This window comes from Chlamydia sp. 04-14 (genome assembly GCF_036632095.1).
Taxonomy (GTDB): domain Bacteria; phylum Chlamydiota; class Chlamydiia; order Chlamydiales; family Chlamydiaceae; genus Chlamydia.
Genome location: NZ_JAPYKW010000003.1, coordinates 64,298 through 88,779, shown reverse-complemented (window position 1 = coordinate 88,779; position 24,482 = coordinate 64,298). Strand labels below are relative to the sequence as shown.

Genomic DNA, 24,482 nt, shown 5'->3' with positions numbered 1-24,482 from the left:
TATGTATAACTGCAGCAATCTTAGAAGACGGTTTCATTATTTTTTAATCTCATTGGTCCTTTGTTCCTCTACTTATGCATTCGCAACAACAGAGGAAAATCATCCCTGTATTGTGCTCACAGGAGCTTCAGGTCAATTAGGATCAGCAATCGCACATTATCTTCATGATCGAGATTACTATCTATTACTCGTAGGAAGACAAAACAGCAAGCTATGCGCCCTACATGAGAAGAATCCTAATTCTTCAACCCTAGCCATAGACTACTCCTTTCCGGGATATCTCGCCGATTATAAAAGAACACTCAAAGACCTGAATCGTCCTATTCAAGGACTCATTATTTCTACCCCGCGTCCTATTTGGAGCGGGATACTACAATCTCCAGAATCTTGGGAAGCTACACTGCAAATAACCTTTGTAGCACAGACAGCCTTAATTCAAGCTACTCTTCCCTATATGAGTCCACAGAGCTCTATTGTTATTATAGGAGGAACCACATCAACACAGTTAATTCCTTCCTACGGTCTTTCCTGTGTTATTCGTCGTATGTGGACAACATATGCCAAAGCAATGGCACACGAATTAGGCCCAAAAGGAATTCGCATAAATGTTGTCTCTCCCGGAGTTGTACGCACCCGATTCCATGAAGAGAGAATCCGAGAAAAAGCGAGAACAAACCACTCTAGCTACCTAGAAGAATATAATAAAGAGACTGAGTCCATACCTCTACGACGTTTTTGTGAAACTGAGGAACTAGCAAAAACTATAGAATTTTTTCTATCTTCATCATCATCCTTCATTTCAGGAACTAATTTAATTCTTGATGGAGGATGCACAACCTCTTTTCATTAACCCCTTTCTTATTAAAATTAGTTGATTCATCTATATCTAATGAAATAATAGGAAAGCTTCCAATCCCATCTTATTAAACACACTTATTAGTTAAGTTAGTTTTAAATCTAAATAAAACGCACGTTTATCTTTCTAATTTTAAATGCTTTAACATAGTTTTTCAAAACTCTGTTAATATTGACTTTCTACAGATTCTGTGTTAAAAATTGTCTCCTTTGTCTACGTTTTCAACCTCTTTCTAGGAAAATATTATTTATGAATGAATGCCCTGAACAATGGTCATTAGAAGCTATTAAAGAAGTATATGACACACCCGTTTTTGAATTAATTCATAGAGCGAATGCTATACTAAGAAGTAACTTTCCCCATTCAGAATTACAGACTTGTTATCTAGTTTCGATAAAAACAGGAGGTTGCACTGAGGATTGCGCCTATTGCGCACAATCTTCCCGCTACCAAACTAATGTCAAACCCGAACCAATGATGAAAATCACTGAAGTTATGGACCGAGCAAAACATGCTGTAGACTCGGGAGCTACGCGTGTCTGCCTAGGAGCTGCTTGGAGAGAGGTAAAGGATAATCATCAATTTGATCGCACCCTGGAAATGATCAAGGGTATTACAAATATGGGAGCTGAGGTTTGTTGTGCTTTAGGAATGTTAACTGCTAGCCAAGCAGAAAAACTTTATGAGGCCGGTCTTTATGCTTATAATCATAATTTAGACTCTTCTGAAGGATTTTATAAAACTATCATTACTACAAGAAAATATGAAGATCGTTTGAGAACTTTAGATGTAGTTGAGAAATCCGGAATTAGCACATGTTGCGGTGGGATTGTTGGTATGGGAGAAACTGCCGATGATCGTATCGGATTACTCCATACTCTAGCTTGTAGAGAACGCATGCCAGAATCTGTGCCTGTAAATGTACTCTGGCCTATAGAAGGAACTCCTCTTCAAGATCAAGAATCGATATCCTTTTGGGAAATATTACGCACAATAGCTACAGCACGGATTGTATTTCCTCATTCTATGGTACGTCTCGCTGCAGGGCGCGCTTTTCTATCTGTAGAACAACAAACGCTATGTTTCATCGCGGGAGCGAATTCTATTTTCTATGGAGAGAAGCTTCTAACCGTAGATAACAACGATATGAATGAAGATACTGCTATGCTGAATTTACTTGGGATGCGTCACCGTCCAGCATTCTCAATGAAAAGAGGGCAGCCATGCCAATCTGCGACCTGCTAACAGAAAGACTAGAGAAACAAAAACATAGAAACACGTATCGAACTTTAAAAACGACCTCGGCGACTATAGATTTCACATCTAATGACTATCTAGGCTTTGCTAGATCATTAGAATTGAAACAAGCACTCTCTAATACATTAGATCATACCCATTCCCTAGGTTCTACAGGATCACGTCTGCTCACAGGGCAATCTCTGTTAGCAGATCGTGTGGAACAATACATTGCTGCCTATCACAATAGAGAAAGCGCATTGATATTTAATTCGGGATATACAGCAAATTTGGGGTTAATTTCTGCATTAGCCTCTCAGAAAGACCGTGTGATTCATGATATATATATCCATGCTTCTATTCACGATGGAATTCGTCTTTCTAAAGCTCAAAGCATCCCCTTTCGTCATAATGATATTGAGCATTTAGAAAAACGCTTATCGCAACCCCACCGTGGAGAGACATTTGTCTGTGTAGAATCTGTATATTCTCTACATGGTTCTGTATCTCCTCTAAAAACTATCTGTGAATTATGTAAGAAATATTCAGCTCATCTTATTGTTGATGAGGCGCATTCTATAGGTATCTTTGGAGATAAAGGAGAAGGGCTTGTAGCTTCTTTAGGCTTGCAAAATGATGTGGCAGCAACTGTATATACTTTTGGAAAAGCTTTAGGAATTCATGGTGCAGCTATTGTAGGTAGTAAACTTCTTAAGGACTACCTCATTAATTTCTCTCGTCCTTTTATCTATACAACTGCTCTACCTCCCCATGCGGTTACAATGATACACCTCGCTTATCAATACAATGAAAAAGCTACAGTTCCTAGAAAAAATCTCCAAGAGCTGATTGTCTATTTCCGAGAAAATGCCAAAAGCATGCAACTCCCTATACTTCAAGACAATGTCAATACTCCAATTCAGCCCCTATGTATATCAGGAAGCACACAAGTACATACCGCAGCTAGTAAACTACAAAATTCTGGATTTGACGTACGTCCTATTGTGAGCCCAACGGTAAAACAAAAAGAAGAATTATTACGAATCTGTCTTCACGCATTTAATACAAAAAGTGAAATCACAGAATTTCTGAATAAATTATATGAAATTCAAGAAAGCTTATGCATATTATCGTAGCAGGAATTGATACAGAAGTAGGCAAGACTTTTGTCAGTGCGATCTTAACTAGTTTACTTCAGGCAGAATATTGGAAACCGATACAAGCAGGGTCTTTAGAACGTTCTGATAGCAGGATAGTTCATGAACTCTCAGGAACTTTATGTCATGAAGAAGCTTATCGATTTACCCATCCGCTAGCAGCACATCAAGCAGCACAAGCTGACAATATTCTCATTCATGAAGACAATATCTCCCTCCCAGAAACACAAGCTACATTGATTATTGAAACTTCTGGAGGATTTCTCTCGCCATGCACACCAAACTCCCTACAGGGAGATGTCTTTGCTAAATGGCCATGCTCTTGGGTACTTGTGAGCAAAGGTTATTTAGGAAGTATTAATCACACATGTTTGACAATAGAGGCCATGCGAGCAAGAAACTTAAATATCTTAGGTATGGTTCTCAATCAATATTCTGAGGAAGAAGAAAAATGGCTACTTAATATGACAGGGGCACCTTTTTTAGGACGTTTAAATCACGAAACCACCATCTCTAAAGAAACAGTACAACACTACGCGAATCTATGGAAGGAAACCTGGAAAATTAAAGAAGAAAAACTATGCCTCAAGATGTAAAATATACTTCTACAAAGAAAACACATTCTAAGATATGGCATCCCTTTGCTCAGCCAGGGTTAGACCATAACCCTATCCATATTACACGTGGAGAAGGTGCCTATCTCTACACAGAATCTGGAACAGCCTATCTTGATGCTATATCTTCTTGGTGGTGTAACCTCCACGGACACACTCATCCCTATATTGCCAAGAAAATCTCTGAGCAGGCGGATCAATTAGAACATGTAATTTTTTCTAATATTACACATTCTCCTGCTGAAGAGCTCTCACAAAAACTCACTCAAATTCTTCCTCAGGGCTTAGAACGTTGTTTTTTCTCTGACAACGGGTCTTGCTCTATAGAAATAGCTATAAAAATTGCTCTACAATATTTCTACAATCGAGGAATAAAAAAGACACGTTTTGTATCTTTAGCAAATGGTTATCACGGCGACACTTTCGGAGCTATGTCTGTAGTAGGACCTACAGATATAAACAAACCTTTCCAATCCTTATTTTTTCCTACGAACACTATAGAGCCTCCTTATTACGGAAAAGAAGATATTTCTATACAACAAGCAGAAGCTCTATTTGCTACTGGAGAAATTGCAGGATTTATTTATGAGCCTGTTTTACAGGGCGTAGCAGGCATGCGCATACATAATCCTGAAGGACTGAATGCTATCCTAGAACTCGCTAAACATTATGGCGTGCTATGTATAGCTGATGAAATTCTTACAGGGTTTGGACGTACAGGACCGTTATTTGCTTCAGAATTTATCCAAACACCTCCTGATATAATTTGTCTTTCTAAGGGATTGACAGGAGGATTTCTTCCCTTTGCTGTGACTGTAGTCCGAGAAGAGATTTATCAAGCTTTTGTATCTAAAGACCGCAGAGAAGCGTTTCTCCACGGCCATACCTATACAGGGAATCCCTTAGGATGTGCGGCAGCTCTCGCTTCTTTAGATCTGACGTTATCTCCTCAATGTAGACATCAACGAGAAATGATTGAGAATTGTCATAAACACTTCCAATCACATTATGGAGCACATTGGCAACGTTGTGATGTTTTAGGAACAGTGCTTGCTATAGACTATCCCACATCTTCATTAGGATATTTTTCTAATTTACGTGACACGCTCTATGATTTTTTTATAGAAAACCACATAATTTTACGTCCTTTAGGAAATACCATTTACGTGCTTCCTCCCTATTGCATCCATGAGGAAGACCTTCATAGAATTTATCATTATCTCCAGGAGGCCCTATGCTTACGAGTACAATAAAAACATTTGCATCCTGTGCAACACGTTGGCAATCTGTCCTTAAGAATATAGTTGCCTCTGATGATTTACACAGTAAATGGATCAATACATTGTCCTTTTTAGAAAACTGTGGGGCAAAAAAAATCTCAGCTAGCGAGCATCCTACACAAGTGAAAAGAGAAGTATTAAAACATGCTGCTGAAGAATTCCGTCATGCGTTTTATCTAAAAACACAAATATCGAGAATCTCCAATGAACCTTTTCTCGATTACTCTCTAGGACAAATGCTAGGGACGTATGGAATAAAGTATTATTTGCATCTCCTAGATTTGCGCACATGTAGGGTACTTAAAAATCAATACCATCTTTCTGGACAAGCATTAAAAACTACTGCCTATGTACTTGTAACTTCTGCTATAGAAATGCGCGCTTCCGAACTCTATCCTATCTATCATAATGTTTTGAAAGATGCAGGAAGCAAGATTACAATAAAATCAATCATCTTAGAAGAGCAGGAACATTTAGCAGAAATGGAATCAGAATTAGCAACAATACCTCATGCGGAAGAACTTCTTTCTTATGCTTGCGAGTTCGAAAGCACGTTATGCTTACAGCTACTAAGTTATTTAGAAAAACTAACAGAAACAACCTGCTCAGTTTAACCTTATAAGAATTACATTTTCTTAGACGATAAATAATAATTCAGGCAAGCTTTTGGAAAACTAAAATAAGTTAGCCAAAATGCTTGCTTATAAGATTTCTCCTTCGTCTGTTTCTGGCAATGTTACCATTCCTCCATCGAAGTCCCATACTCTACGAGCAATTTTTTGGGCTTCTATATCTCATGGCACTTCAATAATAAATAACGTCTTAGAATCTCCTGATTCAGAAGTAATGATTCGAGTTTGTGAGCAACTTGGAGCAAAGATTCATAAAAGCTCTACATCTCTTGAAATTACAGGAACCTCCAATCTTAGATTACCAAAAAACACGGTTATCGATGCAGGAAGTTCAGGAATCGTTTTTCGTTTTTTCACAGCAATTGCAGCGATATTTTCTGAAAAAATAACAATTACAGGATCTTCCCAACTACAAAGGCGTCCCATAGCTCCATTAATCCGAGCCTTAGAAAATTTCGGAGCTACATTCTCGTATCAAGGAGATCTCCACACAATCCCTTTCTCTGTTTCAGGACCTATTTCTTCAGGATATACTGAAGTCCTAGGAGACGATTCGCAATATGCCTCAGCGCTCGCAATGGCATGCTCTTTAGCAGAAGGTCCTTTCTCGTTTACTATAATCAATCCTAAAGAACGACCCTGGTTTAAATTGACCTTATGGTGGTTAGAACAATTAGCCATCCCCTATTCACAATCAGAAGACACCTATTCATTTCCAGGAAAAGCTCAACCCGAAGCTTTTTCCTATACTGTTGGGGGTGATTTTAGTAGTGCTGCATTTCTTGTTGCTGCTGCACTACTTTCTCAATCCCCACATCCTACATACTTAGAAAATCTTAATGTCGATGATGTCCAAGGAGATAAAGAATTGTTATTTCTCCTTCAGAAGCTGGGAGCAAATATTGTTTTTGAAAGCAATACCGTTATTGTTTTCCCCTCAACATTCTCTGGTGGGAATATAGATATGGATCCCTTTATCGATGCTCTTCCTATCCTTGCGGTTCTCTGCTGCTTTGCTACCTCCCCATCACATCTATATAATGCTCGAGGAGCTAAAGATAAAGAAAGCGATCGCATTATTGCTATTACCGAAGAACTGCAAAAAATGGGTGCATGTATTCAACCCTGTCATGATGGTTTGCTCATCAATCCTAGTCCTCTATATGGAGCTTGTATGGATTCCCATAATGATCACAGAATAGCCATGGCGTTATCTATAGCAGCGATGTATGCCTCTGGAGATAGTATTATCTCTGATACTGAATGTATAAAAAAAACTTTTCCAAATTTTATACAAATTTTAAATTCCCTAAACACAAATATTCAGGAATACTATGAATCTATTTCTGTGCGGGCTACCAACCGTAGGCAAGACCTTGCTGGGTCGCGCCTTCGCTAACTATCTATCGATTTCTTTCTTTGATATCGATGATTTAATTGTAAGTAACTATGGCAACGAGCTATATTCCTCAGCATGCGAGATATTTCAATCTGTTGGAGACGAGGTATTTACATCTTTAGAAATAGAAGCCCTACGCTCTTTACCCCTAGATAATAGCGTCACAGCTTTGGGTGGAGGTACAATTATGCACGAAGAAGCTTGTGCTATAATTAAGAACAGGGGAACTTTGGTCTATCTATCTCTTCCCGTTATTGAAATTCATAAACGACTCTTGAAGCGGGGCCTTCCTGAAAGATTAAAGCGTGCGCCCAATGTAGAAGAAATCTTACAACAACGTATAGATCATATGCAACGTGTAGCGAATTATACTTTTCCTCTAGATCATGTAGATCTCTTAGACAAGCATTCGTTGTTATCTGCATGCGAATCTCTTAATACTTTACTAAATCAATGAGAAATCGATTCGGTTCTTTATTTTCTCTGACCACGTGGGGGGAATCTCACGGGCCCTCTGTTGGGGTTGTTATCGACGGTTGTCCTGCAGGTCTACTGCTTGAACCTGAGGATTTCGTCCCGGCAATGTCACGTAGATCCCCCGGAAGACCTGGAACATCTCCTCGCAGAGAAACCGATAACGTTCATATTCTTTCCGGAGTATATCAAGGAAAGACAACGGGAACTCCTATTTCCCTCCAAATTTTCAATACCGATGTAAAAAGTGATACGTATCTTAAGCAAGATGATCGTTATCGTCCTGGTCACGGACAATTTGCTTATGAAAAAAAATATGGTATTGTAGATCCTCTAGGAGGAGGAAGATCCTCCGCCAGAGAAACGGCATGTCGTGTAGCAGCAGGGGTTGTCGCAGCAAAGATTCTTGCTCACCACGATATTCATTGTTTAGCCTTCTTATCTAAAATCGGAAAAGAATCTATTGAAGAATATCCGAAATTCTCTAAAGAATTCGCGCAAAGTATCTATAGTTCTCCTTTCCTTTCTCCTATCGATAAGGACTCTATTTCACAAATATTAACTAGCCTGCAAAATGAACAAGACTCTTTAGGCGGAGTAGTATCTTTTATTACTTCTCCTATTCATGAAAGTCTTGGCGAGCCAGTTTTTAATAAAGTGCAGGCAGTCTTAGCCTCAGCACTTATGAGCATTCCCGCTGCTAAAGGATTTGAAATAGGCTTAGGATTTGCTTCCGCAGATAGATTTGGATCAGAATATATCGATCCATTTATAATTGAAGATGGGAATATCTCTATGGGGTCGAATAACTGTGGAGGATCTCTGGGAGGAATTACCTTAGGAATGCCTCTCCATGGACGCGTAGCATTTAAGCCTACATCTTCCATTAGGAAACCTTGCTTCACAGCAACAAAAACTGGAGAACCAACTATTTATGCTACACAAAAAGAGGGTCGTCATGATCCTTGTGTAGCTATAAGGGCTGTGGGTGTTGTAGAAGCAATGGTAAATCTTGTTCTTGCTGATTTATTATTACAACAACGGTGTGCTAAGCTATGATAGAGAATTTTATCTCCGACCCGCACAACGTTAAACTCGTGGAAAATTTCTTCAATAAGAAGTTATTTTCTTCAATATCTACGAATTTTCCTATTGTAATTATTAGCGATCTCCATGTGGCAGAAGAAATTCTTCCTCCCATCTTAGATTTCATGGATTCTTTAGGTTACAAGGTAATCCTATTGACATTCCCCCCTGGAGAAAAAAATAAAACGTGGGAAATCTTTATTTCTCTACAAAACCAGCTTGTGGATCAAGATGTTTCTTTAGGATCTACAATTATTGGTATCGGTGGGGGTATAGTTTTAGATATGGCAGGATTCCTGGCTTCTACATATTGTCGAGGGGTTCAGTTATTTTTAATTCCCACAACAATGACAGCAATGATTGACGCAAGCATCGGTGGGAAAAACGGTATCAATCTACGAGGATTAAAAAATCGTCTAGGAACTTTTTATCCCCCGAAAGATGTGTGGATATGTCCTGAGTTCTTAGCAACATTACCAAAGAAAGAATGGTTTCATGGAATTTCTGAATCCATAAAACACGGGTGTATTGCCGACGCGTATATATGGGAGTTTTTACATAATTATAGTGACATGCTCTTTTCTTCCCGGGAAATTCTCAATGAGTTTATTAAAAGAAACTGCATGATTAAAGCTGCTATTGTTGCTAAAGATCCTAAAGATAAGAATCTAAGAAAAATACTCAATTTTGGTCATACGATTGCCCATGCAATAGAAACGTTATCCAAAGGGTATATCCCTCATGGATTAGCAGTAAGTGTAGGAATGATGATAGAAATGAGAATTTCTCTAGAATCAGGAATTATGAAAAATCCTTATCTTATTGAGCAGTTATACAATTTATTAAAACATTTCTATTTGCCTACAACTCTTGAAGAACTACGATCTTTGATCCCACAACATCTTCATAACGGATTTTATAATCCGGAAAATATTATCCACACACTCGGTTATGATAAGAAAAATCTATCGAAAAAAGCTGTAAGAATGGTCATGATAGAACATTTAGGAAGAGTTGCTCCTTATAATGGTACTTATTGTGCAACACCAAAAATGGATATCCTTTATGAAGTTCTAAAAAGTGAATGTCATGTTATGTGCAACAATTAGCGGTCCTTCTTTTTCAGAGGCAAAACAACAACTTTTGCATTCGTTACCTCTAGTAGATAGTATAGAATTGCGCATCGACTATCTTTTATCTCTATCATCAGATCAGCTAAAACACTTGGTTTCTTTAGCAAAGAAACCTATTCTCACATTAAAAAAACACGCTAGTTTATCGGAATCAGCATGGGTAGAACGCACCATGGAACTAGCAAAATTACAGCCTGATTATCTCGATATCGATAAAGACTTTCCTAAAGAAGCCTTAAGAACGATCCAAAATCAATACCCTAATATAAAGATTATTCTTTCATATCATAGCAAAACTTCAGAATACGTTCCGAACCTTTATAACGATATGCTAAAACAACAAGCACATCATTATAAAATCGCTATTACCTCAACCAAATCCATAGACACTCTCCGTTATATACAGATAAAAAAACATCTTCCCGAAAATACTACAGTACTTTGCATGGGCAATGAAGGAATTGCCTCTCGCATACTTTCGCCATTAATGAAAAATGCTATTAATTATGCTTCGGGGATAAATGCTCCTAAAGTAGCTCCAGGACAACTTTCTATAGAAGATCTATTAGCATATAACTATGCCAATCTCTCTTCAGAAGCCAGTATTTATGGTCTTATTGGCAATCCCGTAGATCGTAGTATCAGTCATCTTTCCCACAATAAGCTGTTCTCAGAACTCAATATGAAAATGAGCTACATAAAAATTCTTTTAACATCTCAAGAACTTAAAGAATTTTTCTCTCTAACGCGAGATCTCCCTTTTCGTGGGCTTAGTGTAACCATGCCTTTTAAAACGGATGTTCTTGATTATATCGATGTTCTTGACACTTCTGTAAAACATTGTCAATCTTGCAATACTCTAGTTTTCAATGATAATAAGATCACGGGATACAATACAGACGGTTCGGGGCTATTAAACCTTTTGAAACGCAAAAATATTGCCTTACAAAATACACATGTAGCTATTGTAGGCTCCGGAGGAGCAGCAATGGCTATAGCAACAACATTTGCTTATTCAGGAGCTCGTATTAGTATTTTCAACCGGACAAAAGCTAATGCTGAAAAACTCGCTGAGTTATGTAATGGGAATGCATTTCCTTTAAGCTCTCTATCAGAAAATCACAATATAGATATCTTGGTTTTATGCCTTCCCCCTAATGTAGAAATCCCTGAAATCTCCCCTCCTGTAATTATCGATATCAATACATTACCTAAAGAATCTACCTACACAAGAAAGGCTAAAATGCAAGGATGCCGCATCCTTTATGGATACGAAATGTTTGCAGAGCAGGCTTTACTACAATTTTCTCTATGGTTCCCTGGGAAGCTCTCTGAAGAAGATAGTGAGAGATTCCGTATGAGTGTGGAAAATATCGTTAATGCCATGTAAAAAATCCTTGTTTTGCCTTATGCTTTTTAAAATTTTTTATTCGAAAGCATATGCAAAAATATTGTCTATTTTTCTTTTTTCTTTTCCCTCTAGCTATTTACAGCAGTGAAACCGCACGTTATGTAGAGGTAAAATCTATTCATGAGATCGCAGGTGATATCCTTTATGATAGCAGTGACTTTTGGTTAATATTTGATCTTGATGACACTTTATTAGAAGGCGCTCAAGCATTAACACAATCCTTATGGTTACAGAAAACAGTAGAAGGATTTCAACAATTAGGGCTTTCTGAAAATGAAGCTTGGGAAACTACCTACCCCTATTGGGAAGGTTTTCAAGAAAAAGGATCTGTAAAAACTATAGAAAACGCTATGCAAATTCTCATCACAAAGATCCACGAAAAAAAGAAAACACTTTTTGCTTATACAGAACGTAAACACTCTTCAAAAAATATCACTTTGCAACAATTGAAAAGCTTAAACCTAGAATTAGATAGCACAGCTCCCGCCACGCCTACCTATCTACCAAAAGGGATTCTCTTTTCTTCCGGGGTGTTATTCGGAGAAGAACTACACAAAGGGCCAGGACTACAACTATTTCTAGATGCTATAGATGCTCATCCTGAAAAGATCATTTATATTGATAATCATAAGGAAAATGTTTTGCGTATCGGTGAGTTATGCAAATTAAAAAAAATTTCCTATCTAGGAATTACCTATACAGCTCAGAAGTTCTTACCCCCTATATATATCCCTGAAATCTCTAAGGTTCAATACACATACTCTCAAAAACTTCTCAGCAACGAAGCTGCTGCTTTACTCTTAAGACATCGGATGACAGAGTAGTGTTAAGATAATAATTCTTTAACTTCTACCAAAAATGATGGCATAAAAAAACTTCTTTTTTTTAGAGTCACAACAAAGAGCAGCGTATCTTTTCTTTTGGTAGTTCATGGCGTCTTTTCGTTCTTCTCTATTAACCGCTCTATGTACTTACGGTATGTTGACGATGCCCGCTTATGGAATCGATCCAAATCACCCTGAGCATCATCATCATAGATACTCCGACAGACTAAAAAAAAGTAACGCTAAAGATTCTGACACTTCCTCCTTACCTGTCACATCAGAATCATCTGAAACCTTACGCCAAGAACCTCGTCGTCACATACTTACCCCAGTACGTAATGTCTTAGAAGATCACCCTTGCGATGAGGGGTTGTCGATCTCAAAATTGTTGTACTCGATAGAAAAAGAGACTAACTCTCAAATATCTGTGGATTTTACCATTCTCCCTCAATGGTTTTATCCTAAAAAAGGTGCCCTAACAGCAATCGATGAAAAGCAGCCTACTTGGCAATTTTACATGAGTCCTAGCATTTCTTGGCAGTTATACAATAGCCCTACAGCAGGCGTGGGGAGTATTGATTTCTCCTATACCCTAATACGTTATTGGAGAAACAACGCGGAGAATGCTAACAACGCTATAGGCATCGCCGGTGGGATCAACGATTACAGCTCTCGAGCAAATACACTATCACAACTTACATTCTCACAGACATTCCCAGGAGAGATGCTTACCGTTTCGTTAGGCCAATATAGCTTATATTCTATAGACGGAACTTTATACGACAACGATCAGCAATCTGGATTTTTAAGCTATGCCTTATCACAAAATGCTAGTGCGACATATTCCTTAGGAAGTATTGGTGCCTATGTACAATTTACACCTACCCCTTCTATAAATATCCAGGCTGGTTTTCAGGATGCCTATAATATTTTAGGGACTTCTTTTGATGTCTATAATCTCACAAGAAACCGCTATAACTTTTATGGTTACTTTTCTTGGGCACCACAAAGTACACTAGGTAGTGGGCAATATTCTGCATTAATTTATTCTACGAGAAAGGTTCCTCAGCAGCCTACACAAACAACAGGATGGTCACTGAATTTTGGTCAGCACTTCGGTGAAAAACTCTATGTATTTGGAAGATGGAATGGAGCTACAGGAACAGCAGTAAATCTTAATCGTTCTTATGTTCTTGGATTAGCATCAGCAAATCCAATAAATCGTAATTCTCAAGATCTATTAGGAGCTGCTTGCTCGATAAGCAAAGTGAATCCTAAAGTCGTTACGGAAAGAAAAATTCGCAAATATGAAACTGTAGTAGAAACATTTGCAACTATAGGATTTGGACCTCATATTTCTCTAACTCCAGATCTACAAATTTACATTCATCCAGCACGAAGACCTGATAAACGTTCTGCTAGAGTTTACGGTGTTCGGGCTAACTTCTCTACCTAATCCTATAACCTCATTATCTACATCTTTAGGAGTTTATACATGCCTTACGGGACACGCTACCCAACATTAGCCTTCCACACGGGAGGAGTAGGAGAATCCGATGATGGAATGCCTCCTCAACCTTTCGAAACTTTCTGCTATGACTCCGCTCTTTTACAAGCGAAAGTCGAAAATTTTAACATCGTTCCCTATACATCTGTACTACCTAAAGAACTTTTTGGGAATATTGTTCCCGTAGACCAATGTGTTAAATTCTTCAAACATGGTGCTGTTTTAGAAGTGATCATGGCTGGACGCGGAGCTGCCACATCAGATGGTACTCATGCAATTGCTACAGGTGTTGGCATCTGCTGGGGACAGGATAAAAACGGTGAGCTTATCGGTGGATGGGCCGCGGAATACGTAGAATTTTTCCCCACATGGATTAATGATGAGATCGCAGAATCTCATGCAAAAATGTGGTTAAAAAAATCCCTACAGCATGAACTAGACCTTCGCTCCGTTGTCAAACATAGTGAATTTCAATATTTCCATAACTACATCAATATTAAGCAAAAGTATGGCTTCTCATTAACTGCATTAGGGTTTCTCAACTTTGAAAATGCCGATCCGGCAACAATTAGATAAGGAGAATTCATGATTTCTAATGGGGGTAAAACCAAGACAAATCTTGGAGCCATAGCTTTAGCAGGTATGGTAATTAGCTCTATGATTGGGGGAGGAATTTTTAGCCTTCCCCAAAATATGGCAGCATCCGCGGGAGCAGGAGCTATTATCTTAGCGTGGATCCTGACAGGCGTAGGCATGTTTTTTATTGCCAATACTTTTAAAATTCTCTCATTAGTACGCCCTGATTTAACAACAGGGATCTACATGTACAGCCGAGAAGGATTTGGACCTTATATAGGATTTACTATTGGTTGGGGATATTGGTTATGCCAAATCTTTGGTAATGTCGGTTATGCCGTTATGACCATGGATGCATTAAATTATTTCTTTCCTCCCTATTTTAAAGGGGGAAATACTATTCCTGCAATTATTGGAGGCTCTATCCTTATATGGGTTTTCAATTTCATAGTCCTTAAAGGAATCCGTCAGGCGTCTTTCATCAATATTATCGGAACAGTATGTAAACTCGTTCCTCTTATTGTATTTATTGTTATCACAGCATTCGTTTTCAAACTTGCTATTTTCAAAACGGATTTTTGGGGACATACAGCTACAAAAACACAACCGTTATTAGGATCAGTAACTAGCCAGTTGAAAAGTACAATGTTGGTGACTTTATGGGCCTTCATTGGAATCGAAGGTGCTGTCGTTATGTCGGCACGTGCGAAAAACTCCAGTGCCGTTGGGAAAGCTACTATACTAGGTTTTGTAGGATGCTTAACTGTTTACATACTGTTATCTATCCTACCTTTTGGTTCCCTATTTCAACATCAACTTGCTGGTATTGCCAATCCTTCAACTGCTGGAGTATTAGATATTCTTGTAGGTAAATGGGGTGAGGTCTTAATGAACATAGGTCTTCTTGTAGCCATACTCTCTAGTTGGTTATCTTGGACTATGATCGTTGCGGAAATTCCTTATTCTGCAGCGAAAAATGGTACATTCCCAGAGATCTTCACAATAGAAAATGCTGCGCATTCTCCTAAAGTCTCGTTATATATAACGAGTGCTCTTATGCAAATCGCGATGCTTCTCGTATATTTTTCAACAAATGCATGGAATACGATGCTGAGCATTACAGGAGTGATGGTTTTACCTGCCTATTTAGCAAGTGCTGCTTTTCTTTTTAAATTCAGCAAAGACAAGAATTATCCAAATAAAGGACCAATTAAATCTTCCACTGCAAAATACACAGGAATTTTTGGTGTTATTTATTCTATCTGGTTGATCTATGCTGGAGGTTTAAATTACCTATTTATGGCGATCATTCTCTTGGCTTTAGGTATTCCATTCTACATAGATGCTGGGAAGAAAGGTAAGAATGCGAAAACTTTTTTTGCAAAAAAAGAGGTTACAGAAATTACAATAATTGCTTTGTTAGCGTTATTAGCGATTTTCCTCTTTTCAACGGAAAAAATCCGTTTATAACGATCTCAATCACCCTTTGGGAGAGGCTTTCGGGCCTCTCTCATTTTTTCTTTAGTTCTCCTTTCTTTTCTTCTACATTCCCCTCTGTTATTTAATGCATTATTTGCTTATTCTCAGGAGTAGATATAGAGACAAGTTCTTAATTAAGATCCTAGATTTCAAGGTAAACATATGCGTATAGCAGTTTTAGGAGCAGGGTATGCTGGGCTTTCTGTAACTTGGCATTTGCTACTACACTCTCAGGGAACAGCAACAATAGATCTTTTCGATCCCGTTCCTTTAGGTCATGGCGCATCGGGATTATCTTCGGGCCTCCTTCATGGCTTTACTGGGAAAAAAGCTAGTAAACCCCCGCTTGCAGATTTAGGAATTACCTCTACTCACGGCTTAATCACAGAAGCTAGTAAAGCATTAAATATCCCTATTGTTCTTTCTCGAGGAATAATCCGCCCAGCTATAGACGATGAGCAGGCCGAAATTTTCATGAAACGCGTTGAAGAATTTCCTAATGAATTAGAATGGTGGGAAAAAGCACGTTGTGAAATGACAGTTCCGGGTATAGTTTCTAATCTCGGCGCCCTATTCATAAAGAACGGCGTAACTATAAATAATAATGCCTATATTAACGGTCTTTGGGATGCCTGTGCTAATCTTGGTACGCAGTTTTATGACGAACTTATAGAAAATATTGAAGATATCGAAGAGTTTTACGATCACATTATTGTAACTCCCGGAGCTAATGCTCATATTCTCCCCGAATTACAGAAACTCCCTCTATCTAGTGTAAAAGGTCAGCTTATAGAAATTTCTTGGCCTGAAGGCCTAGCCATGCCACAATTTAGTATCAATGCGCATAAATATATGGTGGCAAATACAGAAAATAATACCTGCATTTTAGGAGCAACTTTCGAACACAACCAGCCCGAACCGGTTACTGACGAAACTACTGCTTACAACGAAATCATGCCCCCTGTTCTTTCGTTATTTCCCGCTCTTAAAGAAGCAAAAATCCTTAACTATTATGCAGGAATGCGCTCATCAAGTTCTACTCGCTTACCTGTAATTAGTAGAATAAAAGAAAACCTTTGGTTCCTAGGGGGTCTAGGATCCAAAGGTCTACTTTATCACGGTCTTACCGGAGATATGCTCGCTCAAGCTGTATTAAAACAATCTACAGCTTATATAGCTAAAGAGTTTCTATTCACTCTTTAATTAGATTTTCTTTTGAGGTTTGCTTCTCTAAGTAAAAATCAAAAGAGAAATTAAAGAAAAAAGAAACTGCAGGTGTAAGAATTAAAGCTATTGGCATGACCAATACTAAGACTTCCATCAAGAATGATCCTGTATTCATATCTGATAAACAGACTAAATGCGACATCAAATAAAACGAATCTAAAGCTAACCAGCTACACAAAGCTAGAGGTGTCGCTGCTATGACAAACCCAATAGATTGGTTCAAGATATTTCCCTGAAAACAACGAAGTAAGTGCATATAGTCAATGCTATCATGATCACTTAAAGCGGGTATGCAGAAGAATAGAGATACGAACGCACCTAGAAATAGCAAGATCAAAGTTGTTGCTGAAAGGTAAGGAACAAAAATTAGCAAGGTATGAAAGAATTTACCAATCCAAGGTAAAGAGCTTAAAAATACCGAGAGTAAAATTACTGTGCTTACTACAACCATAGCTATAAAAAATGGCATGGAAACAAGTAGCGATAACCAAAGCGATTTCCAATTCTTATGAAACGCTGAAATTATTTTACCCACATTTCCCGCGGATTCTTGTTTTAAAAGTGCCTGTACAATGACAGCAGAAGCACAAACAATACTAAAAGAAGAGAAAAAAGCTCCCAATCCTAGTGTCGACAACGAAAAACTAAGAACAAACTGTGAACATAGTTTTAAAAATATGGCAAAAACAAAACCAAAACAGCACAAACTAGAAAAAATAAAAAGAAATCGCTGTTTATTAAAAATCTTTTTAAAAGCATTTTGACTTAATACATCAAAAGATTGAGTCATAAATCACCCCACTAACTTGCACTATAACAAAGAGACATTGGCTTTTTCCTGAGAAATTTCATCCAAGGATATTTGAATCTTATTTTTTATAAAGGCATCCCAGGATAATCCAGGAACAATCTCGTAATCCCCAGAGGGCAACATACGACATGGGAAACCAAAAATTAAATCTTCAGGGATACCGTAAGGATTATAGTCGGAACATACCCCAGTAGAGAACCACTCTCCATCTTTAGGAAGAAAAATAGAGCGTGCAGCTTCTGCTAAAGCACGAGCGGCAGATCCCGCAGAAGACTTTCCACGAGCTTCAATCACAGCACTTCCTCGATTTTGAATAGAAGGCAGCATAATGTTTTCAAGCCAATCACGATCACTTATGACCTCTACAGCAGGTTTTCCTGAAATCAATGCCTGTGTAAAATCAGGAACTTGTTTTGCGGAATGATTACCCCAAATAACAACATTAGTAACCTCATCTAAAGGAACTTCCGCACGATGTGCTAACATCGTATGCATACGGTTTTGATCTAAACGGAGCATGGAATGAAAATTTCTTCTATTCAATTTTGGAGCCTGATTCATAGCAATCCAACAATTGGTATTCACAGGATTTCCAACGACAAAAATCTTCGCATCTCGTTTAGCAGAAGTATTTAGCACTGAACCTTGCAGAGAAAAAATTTCTCCATTACGTTTTAAAAGATCCGAGCGTTCCATTCCAGGACCTCGGGGTGCTGCTCCTATTAGAAAAGCTGCATCAATACCATCAAAAGCATCTTCTAAAGAAGTCGTAACACGTAGGGATTGTAAAAGAGGATAAGCACAATCATCGAGTTCCATACGAACACCGGAAAGTACTCTTTCTAAACCTGGGAGGTCATACACGCGTAGATCAATGCCGCAATCATTACCAAAAACATCACCGTGAGCTAGAGCGAACAAAAAACTGTAGGCGATTTGCCCTGTTCCACCCGTCACAGCAACACTAACCGTACGTGTTAATTTCATAATCACGCCTCCCTAAAAAAAATCACTATAATCTTTAAATAAAAACAAAATCAAGCGCGTCTATTTTTCGATAGCCAAAGAAAGAAAATTCCCCAGCTAAAACCGTGTTAAGAGGCGAAATAAATAAAAGCGCTGTGCTCTTATCCACAATACTCCGCATCTGAATTCTATACCAAGACTTATGCTTTAATAACGTTTCTGTCAAACCATAGTTCCCATTCCAAACTCTTATAAAAGATAGGAATGTCCGAGTAAAACAGAGTAGAAAAATCTCAAAAAATATTGGCGTGTGAAAAAAGACAAAAAGAAACGTTACTGTTTCTTAAAAACAGTTGCAAATCAAAAAACGACATTGAAGAAGGCTAGAAGGCTATACGATAGAAAATGGCTCCTCGAGCCCCTACCCAAACCCCCGTACCGGATTTGATAACCTGTTCTCCCTTACGAGTAGATAAAACACCGTGAATATCTAAAAATCCTACTGAACGCACACGAATAAAAAACATAGCGTTTCATCCATCGCTTAGAAAATGAAAGCGCTAATTATACCATAAAAACCATTAAAATATTGAGAGGAAACGAGTTTTGTCTCTCTCAAATCTTTAGATCCAGGTATTTTTATTTTTTAGCATCGTTAAAAAGTCTTAACAATGCTTCTGCCTCAAGAAGGGTTCCTGCTTTTGCTTGCCCCTGCATAACCTCTAGAACCTGGTTCGCTAGGTCTTTTCCTAAAGTAACTCCTTCCTGGTCGAAAGAGTTAATTCCCCAGCAAAAACCCTGAAAGACTATTTTATGTTCATAGAAGGCTAAAAGAGCTCCCATAGCGTAAGGAGTGAGTCTCTCAGATACAAGAATAGAAGAGGGACGATTTCCTCTAAAATTTTTATTCGGATTAGTATTTTCCCGTCCTTTTGCTAAGGCTATCGCCTGGGCTACCATATTAGCGAAAAGCTTTTGAGAAGAACTAGATCCTGATACAACGATATCCTTTCCCCTCTGATTCTCAAGAAAACCAATGAATTCCACAGGAACAATATCACTACCTTGATGGAGACATTGGAAAAAGGAGTGTTGGCTATTTGTTCCTACCTCACCCCAAATAATAGGACTTGTAGCAAAACTTATTATCTCCCCAGTCTGAGCAACACTCTTCCCGTTAGATTCCATACCACATTGCTGTAGATGCGCGGGGAAGTATTCCAATCCTGTAGCGTAGGGAACTACAACAGAAGTAGGGTAACGTAAGAAATTACGATTCCAGATTCCTAACATTGCCGATAATAGAGGAAGATTCTCACTCATACGAGGTTCTAAAGCGGCCAAATCCATAGCCGCAGCTCCTTCAAGGAGCTGTAAAAACATATCAAAGCCATAGGCAAAGCCTAAAACAACTCCACCAACCATAGATGTAGAGGAATAGCGTCCTCCGATACTATCCCAAATATGGAAAACTTCAAGATATTTATCCGTATCATCCATAGGGCTACCCTCGCAGGTAACGGCAATGAAATGCTCGCGGAAACTCAACCCTTGTTTTGAGAAATGATCTGCTAGTAATTCTTCATTAACAGCAGTCTCTAATGTAGTTCCTGATTTCGATACAGTGACAACCAAAGTCTTTGCACAATCTATCTCTTGTAAAACTTCTGCAGCATTGTCGGGATCTATATTAGATACGAAATATACTTTCTTATCCGATGGGCAACAGCCTTTTAAAGCACAATGTAAAGCTTTAGGTCCAAGTTCGGAACCTCCTATTCCGATTTGTACAATAGTTGTAAAGACGTCCCTATATTTATTAAGAAAATCTTTTAGACGTTGCGCTTCAATTTTTGACCTTAAGGAAATATCCTCAGCATTACCTTTTAAAGGGATTTCCTTAACCCACGCACGTGTCGCGGTATGTAAAGCAGGTCGAGATTCACTAGGGAAGTTATCAATATAGTTAACAACTTCTCCATTTTGCATTGCCTGCATGGATTCGATAAGACCGCGTTCAGAAGCTAAATCTGTTAATGCAGATAAAATCCCCTCATCGATACGTTCCGTAGCGTAACTTAATGTAAAACCTTCTACAGACAAGGAAAATCTTTCTATACGCTCTTCAGAAATTACTCCAGGGACTGTCAAATCTATAGGGGCTACAGCCAAATCTTGTAATATCTTTGTTGAGGAGCTCTCTAAAAAGCCTTTTCTATCCATCGTTTACCTCGTCCTAGCTTAAAAACTACCTTAATATCTATACTCAAAACTATACCAGCCGAAATTAGATTTTATGACCTCAGCCCAGTTTTGTGATGTTATTCTTGAACAATTTGTTCTTTTTCTCTCGGTAGATCGCGGTCTTTGCCGCAATTCTATTTCTGCATATTGTCAGGACATTACCCTATTCCTAAAAATAAGCGCTATTACATCAACTAAAGAAATCTCCCAAGATAGCGTATATCTGTTTGTTCAGCAGCTACATAAACGCAAAGAAGCCGAGTCTACTTTAGCGCGTCGCCTGATTGCCTTAAAAGTATTTTTCCGATTTCTTAAAGAGGCAAAGCTCCTTGATCACCCTCCTCTTATTGAACATCCGAAAATTTGGAAACGCCTTCCCTCTGTTTTAACTCCAAAAGAAGTTGATGCTCTTTTATCTGCTGCTCAACAAGATAGAGTTTCTCCTGTCATTTCTGCTAGAGATACCGCAATTCTCCATACACTATATTCCACAGGCATTCGTGTATCCGAGCTCTGTGGTTTATGCATTGGTGACGTTAGTGATGATTTTCTACGTGTTACCGGAAAAGGTTCTAAAACACGACTTGTTCCCCTAGGAAAACTCGCCTGTAAAGCTATTGATACCTATCTTTGTCCTTTTCGAGAGAACTTTCAAAAGAAAAACCCGGAAGAACATCACCTATTCCTCTCTACACGTGGGCGCAAGTTAGAACGCTCTTGTGTATGGAGGAGAATCCACTACTACGCAAAGCAAGTGACCCATAAACGCGTCTCGCCACACTCTCTAAGACATGCCTTTGCAACACATTTATTAGACAATAAAGCTGACCTTCGCGTCATTCAAGAAATGCTCGGACACGCCCGTATTTCTTCTACAGAGATCTATACTCACGTAGCTGCGGATACCTTAGTGGAAAATTTTCTTTCCTATCACCCAAGAAATCCCTAATCACAATGATAGAAAAAGGTGCCATCCTCAAATCGCGAATAACAATCGTCATTACCCTGTGACGTTCCTGTATATCCTCCGTAAGTCTCAGGATAATAATACCCATAATCATAAGGATAGTAGAAACTATAGGGAACGTGACCGTTTTGTTCTTGAAATTGCAATCCCGATACAGGCACCGCCTTTACTAGGGACACAGACTCCGAAGCAAGGGAATTTTCTCCAAAAGCTGCAGAAAAACAACAACTTAGAAAACAAGCGAAAATTAGAAGCATTTTCTTCATGAAATTCCTCAAAAAAAATCTAAAACTCTAGATTTTATTTTACTACGAACGGGAATTTAATGATTTTTCCTAGAGAAGAGATGTTGAAATGCCCAGGATAGGACTTGAACCTACATGCCGCGAAGCACTGGATCCTAAATCCAGCGTGTCTACCAATTTCACCACCTGGGCAGAAAAACACTCTATGGTGGTTAGCAGATTCATTTTGATTCCTAATGCTGTTTTTGTAAATAGAAAATCCCTACATTCTCGAGTATTCTCTCCTATCGTCTAACCCTTTCATAATCAAACTTGCAGGAAAATGGGGTTTTATATAATTTTCATCGTTTCTATGTCCCCATAACTTATTCGTGCGAAAATTAGTATGAACACTCCCCTGCCTTCAGCAGTCCCATCTACCAACATGACGTTAAAGGAAGATGCCTCTTCTTCATCCTCAGCATCAACAACTTCCAGCATTTTAAAAACCGCAGCCGGAGAAGTCGCGCTTTCTGTGTTTACTTCAGAAGGATCAGCGCCGGCTTCTCTAAGTTCTCTTGCCGCTCTTGCTCTTGCGCAAATTTCTGCAACTTCCGGAGAAAATGCTAACCCCTTACAAGATTGCACGCATAACCTTGTTTTCCTTCCCCCGGAAACCGTTGAAGTTGAGATACTCATCTCTGATCTCCTACAGGCTTTAGAAACTGCTGATCCTACAAAAACACAAGAAGAACCAACAAGTTTAGAGAAACAAGAACAACTTCTTCCTCAAGAAGGATGCAAACCTCAGGACGTGGCGCCAAGATCTACAAAAGAAACACATGCCGCACCGAAAGAATCACAACAATCCTCCAAAGCTTTCGCCGGCTATTCTTCTACGAAAACTTCTGATTCTCGATCTCCCACCACGCACTCTTCAACACAACATACCTTGGGACAATCTGCTCAACGCGCTGTTCATACAACAGCATCCCAGCAATCTCGAATGGAAAAAGATGGAGAACACATTTCTTCTCAATCTTATGGTTCCTTTGTTACAGAGAAAAAAGAACAGCAAATCCTCACAACAAAGTCGCAGGAATCTAAACAAGATCGCGAGAGTCGGGATCAAAAACAAGATCGACAACATGAAGGACAGCATCAAGAAGATGATTCTCAAGGAAGAGACCGAGGGAAAAAATACAAAGCTAAGGTTTCTTTTGAGGAAATTGAAGAAGTTTCTTCCGGACTCTCCATAGCGCATCTACGCTACCTTAATGATGTACGGCAGTCTCGAGAGATTAACATTGAGGAAGAAAAAACATTTAAAAGAAAAGCACAATCTCCAATGGCACTTTTCACAGCAGCAACTCCTCTGCAAGGATTTGCCCCAATTCCCACTCCAAAAGTTGAAAACGTATTTATACGTTTTATGAAACTTATGGAAAGAATTCTCGGACAAGCTGAAGCGGAAGCCCAAGAATTATATCTGCGTGTTAAAGAACGTACCGATAACGTAGACACATTAACGTTACTCATTTCTAAAATCAACTCTGAGAAAGGAGCTATTGATTGGAGAGAGAATTCAGAAATGAAAGCTCTTGTAGATCAAGCTAGAAAACTTGGGGTAACGATAACAGACACATTGCAATGGTCTGAAGAAGAGAAAAAGCTCCTGAAAGAAAATATTCAGATGCGCAAAGAAAATATGGAGAAAATCACACAGCTTGAACGAACCGATATGCAAAGGCATCTTCAAGAAGTTTCACAATGCCATCAAGCACGCTCCAATGTATTAAAACTTCTTAAAGAACTCATGGATACCTTTATTTACAATTTGCGTCCGTAATGTCATATTTAGCTTATTTATTAGAAAAAATAGCTTCATCGAGCAAAGAAGATTATCCCTTTCCGGAAGATTTGGAGAGTTATCTGTCAGGATATTTTCCAAGTAAAGATCTTCCGTTAGATACATACCAAAAACTTTTTAAAATCTCTTCTGAGGAATTAGAGCGTGTCTATAAAGAAGGTTACAACGCCTATCTGAATAGAGAATACCAAGAAAGTAGTGAAACTTTTCGCTGGTTAGTCTTTTTTAATCCTTTTGTCTCTAAATTTTGGTTTTCTCTAGGAGCATCTTTGCATATGAGCCAACTTTATCCTCAGGCCTTACATGCCTACGCTGTGACTGCATTGTTGCGGGATAAAGATCCCTATCCTCATTATTATGCCTATATTTGCTATACTCTCATGGACCAACATGAAGATGCAAGTAAGGCCTTAGAACTTGCATGGGAACGAGCGAAACATCATAGCGCTTATCAAGAACTGAAAGCAGAAATCTTGGATATAAAAAACCATGCATAATCCCATAACTCT

At 38.6% G+C, this 24,482-nt stretch carries 25 protein-coding genes and 1 tRNA gene; 20 read left to right on the top strand and 6 right to left on the bottom strand.

Annotated features, from left to right (window positions below; translation table 11 throughout):
- Nucleotide 1 precedes the first annotated feature (1 nt).
- From O6937_RS04770 to O6937_RS04695, 16 genes are all read left to right on the top strand, one after another.
- A complete protein-coding gene (locus tag O6937_RS04770; RefSeq protein WP_332390508.1) occupies nt 2-850 on the top strand; it encodes an SDR family oxidoreductase in 849 nt (282 codons plus the stop codon).
- A gap of 255 nt (nt 851-1,105) precedes the next feature.
- The gene (gene bioB / locus O6937_RS04765; protein ID WP_332390507.1) at nt 1,106-2,101 is read left to right on the top strand and encodes a biotin synthase BioB; all 996 of its coding nucleotides are present in this window, start codon (nt 1,106-1,108) and stop codon (nt 2,099-2,101) included.
- Entirely contained in the window at nt 2,080-3,228 is a 1,149-nt protein-coding gene (locus tag O6937_RS04760) for an aminotransferase class I/II-fold pyridoxal phosphate-dependent enzyme (protein ID WP_332390506.1), read from the top strand. Before bioB ends, O6937_RS04760 begins: the two co-directional genes overlap by 22 nt.
- The gene (bioD, locus tag O6937_RS04755; protein WP_332390505.1) at nt 3,213-3,845 is read left to right on the top strand and encodes a dethiobiotin synthase; all 633 of its coding nucleotides are present in this window, start codon (nt 3,213-3,215) and stop codon (nt 3,843-3,845) included. The genes O6937_RS04760 and bioD overlap by 16 nt, the downstream gene beginning before the upstream one ends.
- On the top strand, nt 3,830-5,116 hold the full coding sequence (bioA, locus tag O6937_RS04750) for an adenosylmethionine--8-amino-7-oxononanoate transaminase (RefSeq protein ID WP_332390504.1): 1,287 nt from the start codon (nt 3,830-3,832) through the stop codon (nt 5,114-5,116). The genes bioD and bioA overlap by 16 nt, the downstream gene beginning before the upstream one ends.
- A complete protein-coding gene (locus O6937_RS04745; protein ID WP_332390503.1) occupies nt 5,098-5,757 on the top strand; it encodes a hypothetical protein in 660 nt (219 codons plus the stop codon). The genes bioA and O6937_RS04745 overlap by 19 nt, the downstream gene beginning before the upstream one ends.
- Nucleotides 5,758-5,836: 79 nt before the next feature.
- Nucleotides 5,837-7,174 (top strand): 3-phosphoshikimate 1-carboxyvinyltransferase, encoded by a 1,338-nt coding sequence (gene aroA, locus O6937_RS04740; protein ID WP_332390502.1) that lies wholly within the window; start codon nt 5,837-5,839, stop codon nt 7,172-7,174.
- Complete coding sequence (locus O6937_RS04735) at nt 7,110-7,631, top strand: shikimate kinase (RefSeq protein WP_332390501.1); 522 nt, start codon at nt 7,110-7,112, stop codon at nt 7,629-7,631. The genes aroA and O6937_RS04735 overlap by 65 nt, the downstream gene beginning before the upstream one ends.
- Nucleotides 7,628-8,707, top strand: a complete 1,080-nt coding sequence (gene aroC, locus O6937_RS04730) for a chorismate synthase (protein ID WP_332390500.1) — start codon at nt 7,628-7,630, stop codon at nt 8,705-8,707. The genes O6937_RS04735 and aroC overlap by 4 nt, the downstream gene beginning before the upstream one ends.
- Nucleotides 8,704-9,843 carry a 3-dehydroquinate synthase gene (aroB, locus tag O6937_RS04725; protein ID WP_332390499.1) on the top strand — a complete coding sequence of 380 codons (1,140 nt, stop codon included), beginning with the start codon at nt 8,704-8,706 and terminating at the stop codon, nt 9,841-9,843. The genes aroC and aroB overlap by 4 nt, the downstream gene beginning before the upstream one ends.
- A complete protein-coding gene (locus tag O6937_RS04720) occupies nt 9,824-11,257 on the top strand; it encodes a bifunctional 3-dehydroquinate dehydratase/shikimate dehydrogenase (protein WP_332390498.1) in 1,434 nt (477 codons plus the stop codon). Before aroB ends, O6937_RS04720 begins: the two co-directional genes overlap by 20 nt.
- Nucleotides 11,258-11,307: 50 nt before the next feature.
- Complete coding sequence (locus O6937_RS04715; protein WP_332390497.1) at nt 11,308-12,102, top strand: DUF2608 domain-containing protein; 795 nt, start codon at nt 11,308-11,310, stop codon at nt 12,100-12,102.
- 106 nt (nt 12,103-12,208) lie between these two features.
- On the top strand, nt 12,209-13,558 hold the full coding sequence (gene aaxA / locus O6937_RS04710; protein ID WP_332390496.1) for a porin AaxA: 1,350 nt from the start codon (nt 12,209-12,211) through the stop codon (nt 13,556-13,558).
- Nucleotides 13,559-13,597: 39 nt separating this feature from the next.
- Nucleotides 13,598-14,185, top strand: coding sequence for a pyruvoyl-dependent arginine decarboxylase AaxB (gene aaxB / locus O6937_RS04705; protein ID WP_332390495.1), 588 nt, complete (start codon nt 13,598-13,600; stop codon nt 14,183-14,185).
- Between the two features lie 9 nt (nt 14,186-14,194).
- Entirely contained in the window at nt 14,195-15,655 is a 1,461-nt protein-coding gene (aaxC, locus tag O6937_RS04700) for an arginine/agmatine antiporter AaxC (protein WP_332390494.1), read from the top strand.
- Nucleotides 15,656-15,826: 171 nt separating this feature from the next.
- Nucleotides 15,827-16,867 (top strand): FAD-dependent oxidoreductase, encoded by a 1,041-nt coding sequence (locus O6937_RS04695; RefSeq protein ID WP_332390493.1) that lies wholly within the window; start codon nt 15,827-15,829, stop codon nt 16,865-16,867.
- Here O6937_RS04695 and O6937_RS04690 read toward each other — a convergent pair.
- The 4 genes from O6937_RS04690 to O6937_RS04675 form a co-directional block, all read right to left on the bottom strand.
- The gene (locus tag O6937_RS04690; RefSeq protein ID WP_332390492.1) at nt 16,857-17,681 is read right to left on the bottom strand and encodes a hypothetical protein; all 825 of its coding nucleotides are present in this window, start codon (nt 17,679-17,681) and stop codon (nt 16,857-16,859) included. The genes O6937_RS04695 and O6937_RS04690 overlap by 11 nt on opposite strands.
- Before the next feature lie 21 nt (nt 17,682-17,702).
- Nucleotides 17,703-18,689: a malate dehydrogenase gene (locus O6937_RS04685; protein ID WP_332390491.1), complete on the bottom strand. Its 987-nt coding sequence runs from the start codon at nt 18,687-18,689 to the stop codon at nt 17,703-17,705.
- 362 nt (nt 18,690-19,051) lie between these two features.
- Nucleotides 19,052-19,195 (bottom strand): protein LtuA, encoded by a 144-nt coding sequence (gene ltuA / locus O6937_RS04680; protein WP_213241346.1) that lies wholly within the window; start codon nt 19,193-19,195, stop codon nt 19,052-19,054.
- A 112-nt stretch (nt 19,196-19,307) separates the two neighbouring features.
- Entirely contained in the window at nt 19,308-20,891 is a 1,584-nt protein-coding gene (locus O6937_RS04675; RefSeq protein ID WP_332390490.1) for a glucose-6-phosphate isomerase, read from the bottom strand.
- 73 nt (nt 20,892-20,964) lie between these two features.
- Between O6937_RS04675 and O6937_RS04670 the strand changes: the two genes are divergently transcribed.
- Nucleotides 20,965-21,861 (top strand): site-specific tyrosine recombinase XerD, encoded by an 897-nt coding sequence (locus O6937_RS04670; RefSeq protein WP_332390489.1) that lies wholly within the window; start codon nt 20,965-20,967, stop codon nt 21,859-21,861.
- Here O6937_RS04670 and O6937_RS04665 read toward each other — a convergent pair.
- Complete coding sequence (locus O6937_RS04665; RefSeq protein WP_332390488.1) at nt 21,858-22,145, bottom strand: hypothetical protein; 288 nt, start codon at nt 22,143-22,145, stop codon at nt 21,858-21,860. The two genes, O6937_RS04670 and O6937_RS04665, sit on opposite strands and share 4 nt — an antisense overlap.
- An 89-nt stretch (nt 22,146-22,234) precedes the next feature.
- Nucleotides 22,235-22,316: transfer RNA gene (locus O6937_RS04660), tRNA-Leu, on the bottom strand.
- Here O6937_RS04660 and O6937_RS04655 point away from each other — a divergent pair.
- From O6937_RS04655 to O6937_RS04645, 3 genes are all read left to right on the top strand, one after another.
- A complete protein-coding gene (locus O6937_RS04655) occupies nt 22,291-22,419 on the top strand; it encodes a hypothetical protein (RefSeq protein ID WP_332390487.1) in 129 nt (42 codons plus the stop codon). The two genes, O6937_RS04660 and O6937_RS04655, sit on opposite strands and share 26 nt — an antisense overlap.
- A 90-nt stretch (nt 22,420-22,509) precedes the next feature.
- Nucleotides 22,510-23,952 carry a hypothetical protein gene (locus tag O6937_RS04650; protein WP_332390486.1) on the top strand — a complete coding sequence of 481 codons (1,443 nt, stop codon included), beginning with the start codon at nt 22,510-22,512 and terminating at the stop codon, nt 23,950-23,952.
- On the top strand, nt 23,952-24,470 hold the full coding sequence (locus tag O6937_RS04645) for a SycD/LcrH family type III secretion system chaperone (RefSeq protein WP_332390485.1): 519 nt from the start codon (nt 23,952-23,954) through the stop codon (nt 24,468-24,470). Before O6937_RS04650 ends, O6937_RS04645 begins: the two co-directional genes overlap by 1 nt.
- The last annotated feature ends 12 nt before the right edge of the window (nt 24,471-24,482 follow it).